Source organism: Streptomyces sp. 4F14, from assembly GCF_048159485.1.
Lineage (GTDB): Bacteria > Actinomycetota > Actinomycetes > Streptomycetales > Streptomycetaceae > Streptomyces.
Map to the genome: position 1 here is coordinate 76,524 of NZ_JBLRVY010000040.1, position 13,346 is coordinate 89,869.

13 protein-coding genes and 1 tRNA gene are annotated in these 13,346 nt (G+C 73.9%); 3 read left to right on the top strand and 11 right to left on the bottom strand.

The annotated features are described in order from the left end of the window. Positions 1-80 precede the first annotated feature (80 nt). The 8 genes from ACLZOT_RS44530 to ACLZOT_RS44565 all read right to left on the bottom strand — a co-directional run bounded on the left by ACLZOT_RS44530 (position 81) and on the right by ACLZOT_RS44565 (position 6,563). Positions 81-154 (bottom strand) — tRNA-Lys (locus ACLZOT_RS44530). Then, on the bottom strand, positions 145-729 hold the full coding sequence (locus ACLZOT_RS44535; RefSeq protein WP_416974964.1) for a bifunctional DNA primase/polymerase: 585 nt from the start codon (positions 727-729) through the stop codon (positions 145-147). Before ACLZOT_RS44535 ends, ACLZOT_RS44530 begins: the two co-directional genes overlap by 10 nt. Positions 730-907: 178 nt before the next feature. Continuing rightward, positions 908-1,288, bottom strand: a complete 381-nt coding sequence (locus ACLZOT_RS44540; protein WP_416974965.1) for a hypothetical protein — start codon at positions 1,286-1,288, stop codon at positions 908-910. Positions 1,289-1,417: 129 nt separating this feature from the next. Next, complete coding sequence (locus ACLZOT_RS44545; RefSeq protein WP_416974966.1) at positions 1,418-1,591, bottom strand: hypothetical protein; 174 nt, start codon at positions 1,589-1,591, stop codon at positions 1,418-1,420. Next, positions 1,588-2,922, bottom strand: coding sequence for an AAA domain-containing protein (locus tag ACLZOT_RS44550; RefSeq protein WP_416974967.1), 1,335 nt, complete (start codon positions 2,920-2,922; stop codon positions 1,588-1,590). Before ACLZOT_RS44550 ends, ACLZOT_RS44545 begins: the two co-directional genes overlap by 4 nt. Further along, positions 2,919-4,508 carry a hypothetical protein gene (locus tag ACLZOT_RS44555; RefSeq protein WP_416974968.1) on the bottom strand — a complete coding sequence of 530 codons (1,590 nt, stop codon included), beginning with the start codon at positions 4,506-4,508 and terminating at the stop codon, positions 2,919-2,921. Before ACLZOT_RS44555 ends, ACLZOT_RS44550 begins: the two co-directional genes overlap by 4 nt. Next, positions 4,499-5,671: a hypothetical protein gene (locus ACLZOT_RS44560; protein ID WP_416974993.1), complete on the bottom strand. Its 1,173-nt coding sequence runs from the start codon at positions 5,669-5,671 to the stop codon at positions 4,499-4,501. The genes ACLZOT_RS44555 and ACLZOT_RS44560 overlap by 10 nt, the downstream gene beginning before the upstream one ends. Then, a complete protein-coding gene (locus ACLZOT_RS44565) occupies positions 5,622-6,563 on the bottom strand; it encodes a phosphatase PAP2 family protein (RefSeq protein ID WP_416974969.1) in 942 nt (313 codons plus the stop codon). The genes ACLZOT_RS44560 and ACLZOT_RS44565 overlap by 50 nt, the downstream gene beginning before the upstream one ends. 189 nt (positions 6,564-6,752) lie before the next feature. Between ACLZOT_RS44565 and ACLZOT_RS44570 the strand changes: the two genes are divergently transcribed. Next, a complete protein-coding gene (locus ACLZOT_RS44570; protein WP_416974970.1) occupies positions 6,753-7,346 on the top strand; it encodes a histidine phosphatase family protein in 594 nt (197 codons plus the stop codon). Between the two features lie 188 nt (positions 7,347-7,534). On the opposite strand, the gene ACLZOT_RS44575 is transcribed toward ACLZOT_RS44570, so the two are convergent. Beyond that, the gene (locus ACLZOT_RS44575) at positions 7,535-8,995 is read right to left on the bottom strand and encodes a hypothetical protein (protein ID WP_416974971.1); all 1,461 of its coding nucleotides are present in this window, start codon (positions 8,993-8,995) and stop codon (positions 7,535-7,537) included. Positions 8,996-9,279: 284 nt separating this feature from the next. Here ACLZOT_RS44575 and ACLZOT_RS44580 point away from each other — a divergent pair, with 284 nt between their 5' ends. Further along, positions 9,280-9,669: a hypothetical protein gene (locus ACLZOT_RS44580; protein ID WP_416974972.1), complete on the top strand. Its 390-nt coding sequence runs from the start codon at positions 9,280-9,282 to the stop codon at positions 9,667-9,669. Positions 9,670-9,832: 163 nt separating this feature from the next. Next, positions 9,833-10,696, top strand: a complete 864-nt coding sequence (locus ACLZOT_RS44585; RefSeq protein ID WP_416974973.1) for a spermidine synthase — start codon at positions 9,833-9,835, stop codon at positions 10,694-10,696. Positions 10,697-10,786: 90 nt separating this feature from the next. Here ACLZOT_RS44585 and ACLZOT_RS44590 read toward each other — a convergent pair whose 3' ends face one another. Next, on the bottom strand, positions 10,787-12,232 hold the full coding sequence (locus ACLZOT_RS44590; protein WP_416974974.1) for a GH1 family beta-glucosidase: 1,446 nt from the start codon (positions 12,230-12,232) through the stop codon (positions 10,787-10,789). 200 nt (positions 12,233-12,432) lie between these two features. Next, entirely contained in the window at positions 12,433-13,341 is a 909-nt protein-coding gene (locus ACLZOT_RS44595) for a carbohydrate ABC transporter permease (protein ID WP_416974975.1), read from the bottom strand. Between the last annotated feature and the right edge of the window lie 5 nt (positions 13,342-13,346).

The following is a 13,346-nucleotide window of genomic DNA, read 5'->3' on the forward strand; positions in this document are numbered from 1 at the left end:
ACCCCTCAAGTAGGGGGTGCGAATCGGACAAGAAGGCACGCGAAAGGCCCCCCGCTTCCGCGAGGGGCCTTTCCGTCAAGTGCGCCGCCAGGGACTCGAACCCCGGACCCGCTGATTAAGAGTCAGCTGCTCTAACCAACTGAGCTAGCGGCGCCTGCTGACGTCGTAGACCTTAGCACCCTGATCGGGAAGCGGCGAAATCGATAACCGTACGGCCGCCCGCGCGGCCCGCACCGCCGCCCACAGCAGGATCTCCGCCCCCGGCAGCCAGGGGTGCCGCGTGTCCGGCGCGACCAGCCAGCGGGCCGCCGCGGTGGCCTCCCCGGCGACCGGCGGGACGGTGATCGCGTCCCCGGGACCGTGGCACAGCAGCGGCGGCAGGCATGCCGTACGGCTGCTGTCGCCGCCCCACTCCTCCCAGGACAGCAGCGACGGCAGGCGCTGGGCCGTCCCCGGGGCCGCGAACAGCAGCATCCGGCCACGGAAGACCGCCACCGGGCCCGTGCCCTCCCCCTCGCCCCACAGGCGGTCCAGCATCCGTCTGCCGAACACCGCCGCCGTGCTCACGACGTCGAACACCGCGCCGCACGACAGTACGACCGGCGCGTCCGGCCGCTCCTCCCAGAAGGACAGCAGGCTGCGCGGGTGCGCCCCCGCCGAGGCCAGCCACGCCGCGCCGTCCGGGGTGACCCCGCCGATCCCGTCGTCTTCGTCCCAAGAGCCGCTCATGGAGAAAAGATCTACCGGGGGTGAGCGGGAGATCTCGGAGAGTTGCGGGAAACCGGGACGCGGCGGCGGGACAGGGGGTATCTTGCGCGCCTGGCATATGCCGGACGGCTGGAGCTGCGGGGTACGCCGGGACGATGCCGTACCGACGGCTCGATGCCGTACCGACGTAGCGGCCCGCTCAGATGGGCTCCACCCGGCTGTGGCTCTCCCCGGCGCTCTCGCCCTCCCCGCGCAGCAGGTCCCGCCCGAACTCCACGACCTTGCGCGCGTAGTCCTCGGTCCACTCCGCCCGCTCCGCGATGTCCGCCGGCGTCAGCCGGTCGAACCGCCGGGGATCGGCGAGCTGTGCCGCGGCCATGGCCTGGAACTCCGACGCCCGGTCCGCAGCGGCCCGGAACGCCTGTGCCAGCTCGCTCGCGCGCGCGAACAGCGCGGCGGGGTCGTCGATCGACTCCAGGTCGAAGAAGTGCTCCGGGTCCCCGGCCGCCGCCGCGGGCTCGAAGAGCAGGGGCGCGGGGCGTCGCCGCGGTTCGTTCCGACGCGGCGTGGGCTCCGCCATGTCTTCTCCTCCTCGTACGGTGCGATTCCGGACCACCCTCCATTGTCCCCCGCCTCCGCAAGAGGCACTCGGACGATGACCCCGAGAACCAACGCGCGAGAAGCGACGGGTGTTCCCGCGCGCGTGCGGTCAGGGTTTCCAGCGCACCCGGTGCTCCGCGAGATGCCCCAGCACCGCGTGGTTCGCCTCCCAGCCATCAGGGCTGTTTCCCATGGCCGCCTCCGGCGGCGTGCCGGACTCCGTCCGGCAGTTGGGCGGCGTGGTGCTCGCCGCGGGACGGGCGGGAGACGGCGTGCCGGTCATGGCCGCCAGCGCACCCGGTGCTCCGCGAGATGCCCCAGCACCGCGTGGTTCGCCTCCCAGCCATCAGGGAACTTCACCAGCGTCCCCAACTGCACCGGCTCCGTGGACGGGTAGTCGTCCAGCAGGTCGCTCACGCCCTCCCGGCACACCACCACGCACGCGTGCCGGTGACGGGACGTCAGTACGCACAGGCGGCCCGTCTCCAGGTGGAAGGCCGTCGCGTCGGGGCGGCCGGAGAGCGGGTGGAGGATGACCGTGACGTCGAACTCCATGCCCTGGAGGCGGTTCGCGGTGTCCACCGTGACGTCGCTCACGCCCAGGTCCGCGAGGGCCGCGCGGACGGCCGCCGCCTGGTCGCGGTGGGCCGTCCCGACGGCGATCCGCGCGGCCGTCACGGGCGCCGGGTCCGGCGAGCGCTCGGACGTCGCCGCGCCGCCCCGGTCCAGCAGGCGCCGTACGACCGTGGCGACCGCGCGGACGGCCTCCGGGTCGGTGCGCGGGGTGTGGCGCGCGGGCAGCTCCAGCAGGCCCCAGCCGGACTCCGCGGCCTCGTCGATGACCCGGTCGGGGCCCGAGCCGTCGGACGGCACGGCGAACGTCAGGCGCCGGTCCGCGTGCGCGGTGCCGCTGCGGAACGGCGTGTACGGGTAGAACGCGTCCGACACCAGCGGCGCGGCCGACGCCGGGAGCCGCCAGGACACCGGCAGGCGGTGCTGGGGGAGCCCCGGGTTGTGCGCCAGCAGGGTCGTCACGGCCGATGCGGACGGGTCGTACGACAGCCCCGCCCACTGCTCGCTGCCGACGATCGCGAACGGGTCCAACTGGCCCGGGTCGCCCACGAACAGCGCCCGCTCGAACAGCCCGGCGACGGCCAGCAGCCCGTCCGAGCGCATCTGGTACGCCTCGTCCACGATCGCGTGCCGCCACGGCTCGTCGACCTTCACGTGCGCCCACTTCGCGGCCGTCGAGATCACCACCGGCAGCCCCGCGAGGTCCGCCGCCTTCGCCGACGTCCGTACGTACGGCAGCTCGTCCAGCGCCTTGTCGTACGCGTCCGTGTCACTGCTGTGCAGCCGGCCCACCGGCAGCTCCGGCGCCTTCTCCGCGAGCCGCAGGACCAGGTCGTCCACCTGCGCGTTCGTCTGCGCGACGACCATCAAGGGGCGGCCGGCGTCCGCGAGTTCGAGCGCCGCGCGCACGACGAGCGTGGACTTCCCGGCGCCCGGGGGCGAGTCGACGACGACCCCGCGCGCGGTGCCGTGCAGGGTGTCGCGCAGGATCGCGTCGGTGGCCTGGGCGGCGGCCGTACCGGGGTCGAAGACGGTGGTCACAGGACGTCCTCCTCGGTCACCGGGTCGGCCGCTTCGAGCACCGGCTCGCCCGGCGGGCCGCCGTGGGTCCACGGCGTGTCCTCGGGGTCGGGAAGCTTGGCTCCGCCGCGCTGCTCGTGCTCGAACGTGGTCCAGCAGAGGCGGTCGCCCTTCTCGGGCACGGAGCCCTGGTCGGGCTCCTTGCCGCGGCCCATCCTGTCGAGCAGGCGCAGCGTCAGGACGCCGTCCGCCTCGGCGCCGACGAACTCGGCGGACTGGGGCTTGCCCGCGAGGGAGCGGTACACCTTCGCGCGCTCGCCCAGATACGGACGGTCGTCGGTGCGGACGGTCACCAGCGGGCGCGGGCGCGGGGAGCGGCCCTCGCTGTACGCCATCTCGACGTCCACGACCTCCCCGGCGAACGCCTCCCCGGACAGCCGCCGGCCGGCCATCACCAGCGGGTCGTCCAGCGCCTCCTGCGCGTCCAGGCGGGCCTGCTCGCGTTCGCGGGTGGCCAGCTTGTTCGCGGCCGTCACCGCGTCGTCCCGGCGCGGCTGCGGCGGCTCGCCCGCGCGCACGCGGTCGCGGTGGCCGGTGAACGACCAGCGGTCGCGCGTCCACCGCTCCTCGACGTGCGCCCCCGGCGGCAGCTCCCGCAGCAGGTCCAGGCCCCGCCACACGCGCTCCCAGGTCGGCAGGGTCCGGCTCAGCACCAGCTCCCGGACCCGCTCCTCGGCGACGGCCAGCGCGCCGAGCCGGTCGTCGGCCTCCACGCCGTCCTCGGCGACGACGAACGCCGTCCGCGCGCGGTCGTAGCGCTCGATCGCCGGCGCCAGCAGCTTGTTGTCGAACGCCGGGTCGGTCGCGGGCCCCGCCGGGGGGTGCGCCAACTGGCCGTCCGCGTCGCGCGCCAGCTCCACCCGCAGCGCCTCCCGCGCGCCGGAGCCGCCCTCCGGGGGGTCGATCCACGCCAGCAGCGACCCCAGGTGCTGGTCCTCCAGCGAGGACTGCCCCGTCGCCCAGTGCAGCGCCAGGACGTCCGTCAGCGCCAGCAGCAGCGACGACCCCGGCACCCGCGCGCGCTCCGCGTAGTGCGTCAGCCAGCGCCCCAGCAACGGCACGTACGGGGGCGCCGGATAGGGCGCCTCGGGATCCTGCTCCGCCGTACGCCGGAACCGCATCGACCGCCCCAGCAGCCGCAGCAGGTCCACGCCGCCCCGGCTCGGCACGATCAGCTGCGGCGCGTCCGCGCACAGCTCGACCTCGACCTTGACGCGCTTGCCGGTCTCCGGGTCGGTCTCGTTCCGCTCGGCTGCCTCCACCAGGTCGCCGTACCCGTCGATGTACGGCAGGACGACGTCGGCGAGCCGCGTCAGGAACGCGAACCGCAGCTCCGGGTTGCGCGGCTGCGGTACGGCGAGCAGGTGCGGGGCGTCGCGGTCCGTCCCCACCAGCGCGCCGAGCGGCGCCCCCGCCTCGCCGCCCGTGATCAACGGGACCAGCACCATGGGGCGGTCGGACAGGTGCCGGTGCCGGACGGTCGCCGTCGGCTGCGCGCGGCCCGTGGAGTCGGCCTCCAGGCGCGCGAGGGTGGAGATCAGGGACATGGGGTCACCTCGCGAGGGAGGTTCACCGGGTCGCCGGCGACCGCTCCCGCCAGCGCCTCGGCGCGCAGCTCCGCCGCCCGGCGCCGGGCGGCCACGGCGGGATCCCCGGGGTCGCCCTCCTCGCCGCGCGCGGCGGCCAGGACGTCCTCCACCCGGCTCAGCCCGCCCAGCTCCGCCCGGATCGACCGGCCCAGCGTCGTGACGGCGCCCGCCTCGCGGGAGCGGGCCCGGCAGTGGAAGGCGAGCTCGCAGGTGGCGAGGCACTCCGGCGAGTACGTCGCGGGGACCGACTCGACGGCCGCCGTGAGCTGCTCGGCGGGCAGGCCCGGGGCGAAGCAGGTGCCCTCGGGGAGGCCGGCGGCGATCTCCTCGATGCGCGTGAGGCGGGCCAGTTGGCGGGCCGTCACCGCGCGCTGCTTGCGGACGTCGACCGCGGACGCCGTCGGGAGGTTGGAGAAGTTCCTCGGGCAGACCAGCAGGATGCTGTGGCGCACGCGCGGGGGCACCGGCAGGTGTGCGGCGACCTGCTCCAGCGCCAGTACGTACACCGCCGCCTGCCGGGCCGCCGCGCCCACCTTCGCCGGGTCCGCCGAACCGTCCAGCATCGGGAACGACTTGATCTCGACGACCGTCCACGTCCCGTCCGGGTGCACGACCACCGCGTCCGGCTCCAGGAAGGCCGGCGAACCGGCGACGTCCAGCGCGAGCATCGGGTGGTCCAGCAGCGTCCAGGTTCCTGGCGTTCCCCGCGCGGTGTACGCCTCCCGCAGCGCCAGCGCCGTCCGCGCCGTACGCCCCTCGGGGCCCGCGGCCGTCAGGTCCGGGACGGCCGCCGAGACGGGCGGCTCGGCGGACGCGTCCAGCGCCGCGTGCGCCAGGCGCAGGAGTTCCGCGCCGCCGTCGGCCTTGACCTTCGCCTCGAACGCGTTCCCGCGCGTCAGCGCGAACTGGGACTGGCCGAAGACCGCGGGCGAACCCAGCGCGCTCGCCAGCGCCGTCTTGTCCACCCCCGCGCCGTCCAGGAGCGCGCGCCGCCCGCACCCGGGGTTCGCGGCGAGCGCCGCGAGGGCTCGGGCGTCCAGCGCCTTGGCCGGGACATCGGGTCCGCGCAGCTCAGCGAGCTGGTGCCGGAGCGCCGTCCCCCGCGTCCGCGGGGGAGGCACTCGGCTCGGCTCGGGAGTCGCGGGGCCGGGAGAAGTGCTCACCCGTCGAAGTCTGGCATCCAGCACTGACAATCGGGGTCCGTGGTGCCTGCGAGGCCGGTGCGACACGCGTCCCGACCGGCAGGAAACGGGACTTGAGGCGGTTGGCGCCGCGCGTCACGAACGGCGTCAGCAGCAGCCCGACGCCCATCACGGCGGCCCCCGCGACCGCGTCGAGGAAGTAGTGGTTGGCCGTGCCCATGACCACGATCGTCGTGATCAGCGGGTAGGCCACGCCGGCCGCCTTCGTCCACCGAGACCCGCCGAACCGCCACAGCATGACCCCGCACCACAGCGCCCAGCCCACGTGCAGGCTCGGCATCGCCGCGTACTGGTTCGTCATGCCGCCGAGCCCTCGTGGGGCGCTCGCCTCGCCGCCCCACCAGCCGTACGAGCTGTACTGCGCCATCGTGTCCACGAAGCCGTGCCCCGCGTCCAGCAGCCGGGGCGGGCAGGTCGGCAGCAGCGTGAAGCCGATCAGGCCGATGAACGTGGACGTCATCAGCCACGTGCGCGCCGCCCGGTAGCGCACCGCGCGCGAGCGGAAGAGCCAGACCAGGATCACCGGGGTCACCACGTAGTGCAGCGACGCGTACCAGAAGTCCGCCGGGACGCCGATCCACGCCTCGCGCGTGAACAGCCGGTTCAGCGGGTGCTCCGCGTTGAGGTGCAGCGCCTTCTCGATCCTGAGGATCGTCAGGCCGTGGTCCACGGCCGTCGAGACGTCCCCGCGCGCGAGGAGGCGGCCGCCCGAGTAGCAGGCGTACACCAGCAGGATCAGCGGCAGCTCCGTCCACCAGCGCAGCCGCCCCGGAGGGGCCTCCTGGGTGCCCGGTGTCTTGGTCTTCGGCATCCGATCGCCTCCCCTTCCGATTCGTGGCGGCCATGCCGTGCGGACGTGTCACTTTACGGCGTATGTGCGCGCCCGGACCGGGCGCCCTCGGCCAGTGAAGACGTCGAGATCGCCCGCCGGGTTGCCCTGATCCACGGTGCGCGATGATGGAGAAGTTCCGCCTCTGTTTTTCTCCCGGAAAGGTCCCTCATGGCACCGCGCATCCTGTTGGCCCGGCACGGGCAGACCGCCTGGTCGCTGTCCGGGAAGCACACCGGCAGGACCGACGTCCCCCTCCTGGAGGAGGGCCGCCGAGGCGCCAAGCTGCTCGGTGAACGGCTCCACAGGACGCCGTACGACGCTCTCGCCGGGGCCGAGATCCGCACGAGCCCGCTGGCCCGCGCGCGCGAGACGTGCGACATCGCCGGGTTCGGGGACCGCGCGCGCGAGTGGGACACGCTCATGGAGTGGGACTACGGCGCGTACGAGGGCCTCACGCCCGCCGAGATCCAGGCCGTCCGCCCCGGGTGGCTCATCTGGCGCGACGGCGTGCCCGAGGGGGAGAGCCTCGCCGAGGTGACCGCGCGCGCGGACGACGTCGTCGCCTGGGCGCGCGAGGCCGACCGGGACGTCCTGGTCTTCGCCCACGGGCACATCCTTCGCTCCATAGGGGCCCGCTGGCTCGGGCTGCCGCTGGACTTCGCGGCCCGGATACGGCTGAACCCGACCTCTCTGTCGGTGCTGGGCTGGGCCTACGGGGAGCCGGCGATCGAGAGCTGGAACGACCTGGGACACCTCTCGTAGGTACCCCGGCACCGCCCGATCATCCACGCCACCCGCGCGCGGGGCACCGCAAAGGCGCCACCCCGCGCGCGTGCCGCAAGGGCGAGGCCGACGTCGACAGGCCGCAGACCGCCGCCACCCCCCCCGCGCGTCACAGCCCGACGGCCGCCGAGCCCGCCGCCGCTGAGGACGCCACCCCCGCGCGCGTGTCACAGCCTCCTGGGACGCGGCACCCGCCGCTCCAGGAACTCCGAGACGTCCGGCGTCCTGCGGTGCGGGAGCAGCACGCGCGCGGTGTCGCCCAGCATCGCCCGGATCCGCGACGACTGGACGTTGCCCAGCAGGTCCAGGACCCGCAGGCCCGCGCGCGCGGCCTCGTCGGGACGCCCGTCGCGCGCGAGGTCGTCGGCCAGCTCGGCCGTGTACAGGGCCATGTTCCGGCTGAAGTCGGCGTCCTGGAGGTCGGCGGCGTCGTGCGCGCGCCGGGCGGCCCGGGACCAGTCGCCCAGGGCGGACCAGCACTGCGCCTCCAGGCTCGCCAGCTCCGCCGCCCCGTAGAAGCTCATCCACTCGGGGTCGGCGTCCGAGGGGCCTCGCTCGTACAGGGCGTGCGCACGCGTGAGCGCCTGCGTGCAGCCCGTCAGGTCCCCGAGCCCGGCCCAGCCGCCGGCCTCCCTGAGGGCCAGCAGGGACAGCAGCCGGTCGGAGCCCAGCGGGCGCGCGACACGCTGGGCGGCCTGCGCCGCGCGCACCGCCTCGCGCGGGCGCCCGGTGTCGCGCGAGAGGAACGCCGTGTTGCAGAAGGCGTGCGCCTCCAGCGCGCGGTCGCCGGTCATCCGGGCGGTCGCCAGCGCCTCCGCGTAGTGCGAGCGGGCCTCCTCGTACCGCCCGGAGTCGTGGGCCAGCCAGCCCACCGAGATGGCCAGTTCCCCGGCGCCGGAGTACAGCCGGTCCGCGGTCGTCCGGCGGGTGGTGCCGGCGTCCAGCAGCGCGTACGCGGCGCGCAGCGGCTCGGCGGCACGCCGGTACAGGCTGTCCGCGCCGTGCCGGTCGTCCAGCAGGCGGATTCTGCGGACCGCTTCCTCCAGGGCGCCCGCCTCGCCCGCTCCGGCGCGGCGCGGGGGCCGTCCGGAGGCGTACGCGTCGGTGGCGAGGCCCAGGGAGCCCAGCGAGACGGCCGCCACGGTGGCGCCCCCGCCGGTCATGAATGCGCGACGCAGCACGTCGCTCTCCTCGTGGTCGTGGTGCGTGTCGTACGGGTCCTGCGTGTCATACGGGTGACCCGTCGCGCGCGGTTCATCCGTCCCCCGCGCGTACGCGGTGGTGCGTGCGGGGGACGGGATGTGCGCGCGGGGCGCGTTCTCGGGGGCGCGCGCCCCGCGGCCGCGTACGGACGCGCGGGGGGCGAAACCCAGGTCGGTGAGCGTGCGGCCGGGGAACATGTGCAGGAACACCCGTTCGTACGCGTAGTTGGGGCAGCGGATCTCGCCCGCCTCGACCCGCCCGATGTAGCGCGCGTCACAACTGACCCGCTCCCCGATCTCCCGCGCGGCCCGCCGCACCAGGGCGGCGAACTCGGCGGGCGAGCGCTGTCCGCGCAGGCGCCGGAAGGCGTGATTGGGGCGTGCGGGCCGGTCGGGACGGGGTGGGGTCACCGTTGACGACGCCATGGCCGGGTCCTCTCGTGCGAACCGTCGAACCATGCCGGTTTCAGGGAGAATTGGCCGAGTAAAGCCCTGTATCAGGCTGTAACGGCCGTATCCAACTGTTTCCGGCGGGCAAGAACGTACCTGCTGTTCCGGGGTCGCCACACAGGATTTGGCTACAAACCGGATATCTCATGCGCGATCTGCCATGAAGTGCCATCCTTTGCGGCTGACTTCCGCCGTAGCCGTTGACGCGGTGGCGCGTTGAACGCTGTGGACTGCAATCGGGCTGCGCGGTGGAGGCCGGCATGGAGACCAGCCAGAGCAACGACCCCTGTACGACGCCGTCGGCGGCGCCGTGCGATCTCGTGACGGTGCCGACGCGCCAGGGCCTGGAGGCGGTCGACATCCTCCGCCGCGGCGCCCGCGACGCGGTCGGGCCCGTCCTGCACGACGACGACGGCCGCACCCTCGGCTTCCTCGTCCCCCCGGGCACGGCCGCCGCCTGGGACGTCCCCGGCAGCACCTGCACGGAGACGGACGGCCGCGGCCTGCGGCTCGCCCCCGATCCCCCGGTGGAAGGCTCCGACTGGCTCCTCCCACCCGGCGACACCGACCTCGCCACCGACCCCGCGCAACTGCGCCGGGCCCTGGGCGAGGCGGCCCGCCTCATCGAGGCGGCGGACAACTGCCGCTGACTTCACCCTGGGGGAGCGGAAACGGTCCTTCAGGGGAAACCTCAGCGGAAACCTCAGGGGAAAGGCGCTGGTGCACCCGGTACCTCACCCCTTCCGGCCTGAGTTATCCACAGGCCGGAAGGCGGCAGCGGCACATGTCGGCCAGGGCTGCGAGGATGGGGCCATGGCGAAGGGCAAGGGCGGGCGGCGGGCGGACGTCGCGGGAGTGGCCGAGGAGGTCGACGGCGGGCTGGCGCGGCTGGTGCCCGACCGGGACCGGGCGCGCGCGTGGACGCTGTTCATCGACGAGGCCCCGCAGTCGCACGTCGACCTCGACGACCCCGGGTTCCTGTCGTTCGAGTACCAGCGCAGGCTGGGGCACGTCATCGACCTCGTCGCACCGCCGGGCAAGCCGATCCACGCCGTACACCTCGGCGGCGGCGGGCTCACGCTCGCGCGGTACGTCGCCGCGACGCGCCCCCGGTCCACCCAGCAGGTCGTCGAGCGGGACGCGCGCCTCGTCCAGTTCGTGCGCAGGCAGCTCCCGCTGGACCCGGCGGCCCGGATCCGGATCCGCTCGACCGACGCGCGCGAAGGGCTCGCGAAGGTCCCCGACGGCTGGGCGGACCTGGTGATCGCCGACGTCTTCAGCGGCGCGCGCACCCCGGCGCACCTGACGTCGGCGGAGTTCCTCGACGAGGTCCGCCGTACGCTGCGCCCGGGCGCGGTCTACGCCGCGAACCTCGCGGACGGCCCGCCGCTGGCCCACCTGCGCGCCCAGGTCGCCACCGCGGCCTCCCGCTTCGCGCACCTGGCCCTCCTCGCGGACCCCACGGTCCTGCGCGGCAGACGCTTCGGCAACGCGATCCTCGCCGCCTGCGACGCCCCGCTCCCGGTCCCCGAACTCACCCGCCGGGCCGCCACCGACCCCCACCCCGTCCGCGTCGAGCACGGCCGCGCCCTCACGGACTTCACGGGCGGCGCGACGCCGGTCACGGACGCGTCGGCGGTCCCCTCCCCGGCCCCACCCGCGTCGGCGTTCACCTGACGGCACGGACGGGGCACGGCGCGTCCCCTCCACGCGCCGCACCCCGCGTACCCGTAGTACCTCCGGACTACCGCTCAGGTAGCCCGGGTACTAGACCCCGCCCTCCCCGGACACCGCCTCCAGCCCCGGCAGCACCCCGGTCCGGGCGACCTGCCCGTACCACCGCGCGCTCGACTTCGGCGTCCGCCCCAGCGTGGCGTAGTCCACGTACACCGCCCCGAACCGCTTCCCGTACCCGTAGGACCACTCGAAGTTGTCCAGCAGCGACCACAGGTAGTACCCGCGGACGTCCGCCCCGTCCGCGAGGGCGTGGCGGATCGCGGCGAGGTGGGCGTGGAGGTAGGAGATCCGCTCGGGGTCGTGGACGCGGCCCTCGGGGTCGGGCTTGTCGTCGTACGCCGCGCCGTTCTCGGTGATGTAGAGGGGCAGCCCGGGCGCCTCCCGGGTGTAGCGCATGATCAGCTCGTGCAGCCCGCTCGCGTCGATGGTCCAGCCCATCTCCGTCCGCTCGCCCGGCGTCTGGTGGAAGGCGACGTCGTCGGCGCCCGGCCAGGGCGTGTGCTCGCTGGCCCCGTGCCCGTCGGCCCGCCGCGCCTTCGTCGGCGTCCCGCCCGCCGAGACCAGCGTCGGGGCGTAGTAGTTGAGCCCGAGCGCGTCCAGCGGCTGGTTCGCGGTGCGCAGATCGCCGTGCTGCACGAAGGACCAGTCGGTGACGGAGGAGGTCGCCGCGATCAGGCTCTCCGGGTAGGCGCCGTGCAGGATCGGCCCGTGGAAGGTCCCGTTCGCCAGGTCGTCGATCTTGCGGGCCGCCGCGAGATCGGCGGGATCCTGCGAAAGGGACCGTACGACATGGGAGTTGAGGCTGAGCGCCACCGAGTTGCGGGCCGGCATCACCGACCGCAGCGCCGAAGTGGCAAGCCCGTGGCCGAGGTTGAGATGGTGGGCCGCCTTCAGCGCCGCCGCCTGGTCGGTGCGCCCGGGCGCGTGGACCCCGGAGCCGTACCCCAGAAAGGCGCTGCACCAGGGCTCGTTGAGGGTGATCCACTGCTCCACCCGGTCGCCGAGCGCCTCGCCGACGATCTGCGCGTACTCCGCGAACCGCAGCGCCGTGTCCCGGGCCGGCCAGCCGCCCGCGTCCTCCAGCTCCTGCGGCAGGTCCCAGTGGTAGAGCGTGAGCGCCGGTTTGATCCCGGCCGCGAGCAGCTCGTCCACGAGCCGCCGGTAGAAGTCCAGGCCGACCTGGACGGCGGGCCCGCGCCCGGTGGGCTGCACCCGCGACCAGGAGACGGAGAAGCGGTACGAGGTGAGGCCCATGTCCGCCATCAGCGCCACGTCGTCGCGGTAGCGGTGGTAGTGGTCGACAGCGATGTCACCGGTCTCACCGGCGGCGGTCTTCCCCGGTGTGTGGCTGAAGGTGTCCCAGATCGACGGGGTGCGGCCGCCTTCCCGTACCGCCCCCTCGATCTGGTACGCGGAGGTGGCGGCGCCCCAGAGGAAGGTGGAGGGGAAGGTGACAGGTGTAATGGGCTCAGACATGGAAGCGCTCCCATAGGTGGTCGTCGAGACCGACGGAGAGTGGCGGGGGGATGGTGGGGGTGAGCCTGTTGGGGGACTGAAGTGGGGGACAGGGAAGAGGAGTCGGGCCTGCCGGGGGCAACAGGCCCGGGAGCCGGGGGAGTCGGCCGTATCCGGTTCGGTACGGGGTACGGCCGACTCCGTCGACTCCCTGCGCCCGCTCAGCCTTTGACCGCCCCCTGCATGATCCCGCCCACGATCTGCTTGCCGAAGACGGCGAAGACGATCAGCAGGGGGACCGTGCCGAGGAAGGCGCCGGCCATGATGAGGGACTGGTCGGGGGTGTAGCCGCGGCCGAGACCGGCCAGGGCGACCTGGACCGTGGGGTTGCCGGTCTGGCTCAGGACGAGGAACGGCCACAGGAAGTCGTTCCAGGACTGCACGAACGTCAGCATGCCGAGCACGGCCATCGCGGGCCGCGCCGCGGGGAACACGACGTGCCAGATGATCCGCCAGCTGCTCGCCCCGTCCACCCGCGCGGCCTCGATGAGTTCGTCGGGCAGCGCCTGGATCAGGTACTGCCGCATGAAGAACACCCCGAAGGCGCTCACCAGCGAGGGCAGGATCACGGACTGGAGCTGGTCGGTCCACTCCAGCTTCGCGACCATCATGTACAGCGGGATGATGCTGAGTTGGGGCGGCACCATCATCGTGCCGATGACGATCAGCATCATCGCGCCCCGCCCCCGGAAGCGGAGTTTGGCGAACGCGAACCCGGCGATCGTCGACAGGATCACGATGGTGATCGCTGAAGTCCCGGCCACGATCGTGGTGTTGAGGAACGCCTTGCCCAGGTTGGCGTCCGTCCACGCCTTGTCGAGGTTCTTGAAGAGGTTCGAGCCGAACCAGAACGGGGGCGGCGTCTGGGCCAGCCGGTTGGTGTCCCGGGAGGCGGCGATCGCGGTCCAGATCAGCGGGGCCAGCGAGCCGAACGTGAACAGCCCGAGGATGATGTAGGCGATCGGGCCGCCGTGCAACTGCCCTCCCGCGCGGCCCGACTTGGCGAGTCGGCGGCGCGTCGGCCTGGGTGCCGTCTCCTCCGGGACGGGTTTGGGCAACGTCGTCGTCACCGTCG

Excerpts from the sequence above, each read along its gene's own strand:
- ACLZOT_RS44535 (WP_416974964.1), bottom strand. The coding sequence starts at position 729 with ATGAGCGGCTCTTGGGACGAAGACGACGGGATCGGCGGGGTCACCCCG.
- ACLZOT_RS44540 (WP_416974965.1), bottom strand. The coding sequence starts at position 1,288 with ATGGCGGAGCCCACGCCGCGTCGGAACGAACCGCGGCGACGCCCCGCG.
- ACLZOT_RS44545 (WP_416974966.1), bottom strand. The coding sequence starts at position 1,591 with ATGACCGGCACGCCGTCTCCCGCCCGTCCCGCGGCGAGCACCACGCCG.
- ACLZOT_RS44555 (WP_416974968.1), bottom strand. The coding sequence starts at position 4,508 with ATGTCCCTGATCTCCACCCTCGCGCGCCTGGAGGCCGACTCCACGGGC.
- ACLZOT_RS44565 (WP_416974969.1), bottom strand. The coding sequence starts at position 6,563 with ATGCCGAAGACCAAGACACCGGGCACCCAGGAGGCCCCTCCGGGGCGG.
- ACLZOT_RS44570 (WP_416974970.1), top strand. The coding sequence starts at position 6,753 with ATGGCACCGCGCATCCTGTTGGCCCGGCACGGGCAGACCGCCTGGTCG.
- ACLZOT_RS44575 (WP_416974971.1), bottom strand. The coding sequence starts at position 8,995 with ATGGCGTCGTCAACGGTGACCCCACCCCGTCCCGACCGGCCCGCACGC.
- ACLZOT_RS44580 (WP_416974972.1), top strand. The coding sequence starts at position 9,280 with ATGGAGACCAGCCAGAGCAACGACCCCTGTACGACGCCGTCGGCGGCG.
- ACLZOT_RS44585 (WP_416974973.1), top strand. The coding sequence starts at position 9,833 with ATGGCGAAGGGCAAGGGCGGGCGGCGGGCGGACGTCGCGGGAGTGGCC.
- ACLZOT_RS44590 (WP_416974974.1), bottom strand. The coding sequence starts at position 12,232 with ATGTCTGAGCCCATTACACCTGTCACCTTCCCCTCCACCTTCCTCTGG.